The sequence below is a fragment of the Flavobacterium aquidurense genome (assembly GCF_002217195.1).
GTDB classification, from domain to species: Bacteria; Bacteroidota; Bacteroidia; order Flavobacteriales; family Flavobacteriaceae; genus Flavobacterium; species Flavobacterium frigidimaris.
In genome coordinates, this window is sequence record NZ_MUGR01000085.1 from 1 (window position 1) to 1,579 (window position 1,579).

2 protein-coding genes are annotated in these 1,579 nt (G+C 33.4%); both read right to left on the minus strand.

Translation table 11 applies throughout. The features are described from left to right. Positions 1-14 precede the first annotated feature (14 nt). Positions 15-767 (minus strand): triose-phosphate isomerase, encoded by a 753-nt coding sequence (tpiA, locus tag B0A67_RS24730; RefSeq protein WP_072965052.1) that lies wholly within the window; start codon positions 765-767, stop codon positions 15-17. 96 nt (positions 768-863) lie between these two features. Beyond that, positions 864-1,358, minus strand: coding sequence for a TlpA family protein disulfide reductase (locus tag B0A67_RS24735; RefSeq protein WP_072965051.1), 495 nt, complete (start codon positions 1,356-1,358; stop codon positions 864-866). Positions 1,359-1,579: the final 221 nt, after the last annotated feature.

Sequence of the window (1,579 nt, forward strand, 5' to 3'; positions counted from 1 at the left end):
AAAAATCTAAAAATCTAAATAGCAGTTACAATAGCTAAGAAATCATCTGCTTTTAAAGCAGCACCTCCAATTAAACCACCGTCTACGTCTGGTTTAGAGAAGATTTCTTTAGCGTTGTCCGGTTTAACAGAACCACCGTATAAAATAGAAACTTCGTCAGCGATATCAGCTCCAAAAGCTTTGCGAACAGTTTCTCTGATGAATTCGTGCATTTCCTGTGCTTGTTCCGGAGAAGCAGTTTCTCCAGTTCCAATAGCCCAAACCGGTTCGTAAGCTAAAACAACTTTTGCCCATGATTCTTTTGCAATATGGAATAATCCGTCACGCAATTGGTTTTCAACAATGTTGAAATGATTTCCTGATTGACGGTCTTTTAATTCTTCCCCAAAACAGAAAATTACAGTCATCTCATGTTTTAAAGCAGTATTTACTTTGTCAGCGATTAAAGCATCCGTTTCGTGAAAAATTGCTCTACGCTCAGAGTGACCAAGAATTACTGTGTTTACGCCAATACTTGTCAGCATATCTGCAGAGATTTCTCCTGTAAAAGCACCGCCTTCAGCCTGGTGAACGTTTTGGGCAGAAACACCAATAGTTGTGTTTTTTAATTTAGAAACCGCTGCCTGTAAATTTACAAATGTTGGGGCAACAATAACTTGTGCAGTAGTTTGTGCTGGTATTTTAGCAATTAATTCGCTTAATAATTCTTCTGTTTGTTCTGCGTTTTTATGCATTTTCCAGTTTCCTGCAACAATTTTTTTTCTCATTTTGGTAGTTTTTATTTTATTCTTTTTTTTGTTTTTATTTTTTGCATTATCACAACATTGGCATTTAATTTTGAAGTTGCCATTGTTGTTAAATTTTTATTTCAGGCTTTTCAGCGTTTCATTGATTTTCTCAAAATCCTTTTCGATTGCACGGTACAATACGATTTTTCCGGTTTTATCAATGATAATATATCTTGGAATCCAATCTAAATCAATTGCTTTTCCAAAGACACCTTTCATACCGTCGTTCATCATAAAGTGATCCCCTTTTAAGTCATGTTTTTCAATTCCGGCTTTCCATTTATCAGCCGTTTTATCCGCTGAAAGAAACAGGTATGAAACATCTGGGTTGTTTGCCTGAAGTTCTTTTAATTGTGGCATAGCTTTTACACAATCACCACACCAGGAAGCCCAAACTTCAATAAGTAGTGTTTTACCTTTATACTTCTTTAAAATATTTTTAAAAGTAACCTGACTATCATCAGTCGCTAATAATTTTTCAGATAAAGCCTCTTTTGAAAAACTTGTTTTCTGAGCTTGTGAACATGAAAAGGTAATAAATGCAATTGCAACCAGGACTATTTGTTTCATAGGTAGATAAAATTTATTTTTAATTGGAATTTAATATCGTCTTTATCTAAATAAAAAGTATGATTTATAATCATGACGATTTCTTATAAAAAAAGAGTTCCAACAAAGTTAAACAAACAAATCGAATGAGAAATGGAGATTAACAAAATTTGAAGAGTCGTTTATTTTATAACAAAACAGGATTTACAGGTTAAAAAAAGCCAAATGAAATCGTAATAGTA

What these genes read in the sequence shown, in the direction of transcription:
- tpiA (WP_072965052.1), bottom strand. Translation starts at nt 767, where the DNA reads ATGAGAAAAAAAATTGTTGCAGGAAACTGGAAAATGCATAAAAACGCA.
- B0A67_RS24735 (WP_072965051.1), bottom strand. Translation starts at nt 1,358, where the DNA reads ATGAAACAAATAGTCCTGGTTGCAATTGCATTTATTACCTTTTCATGT.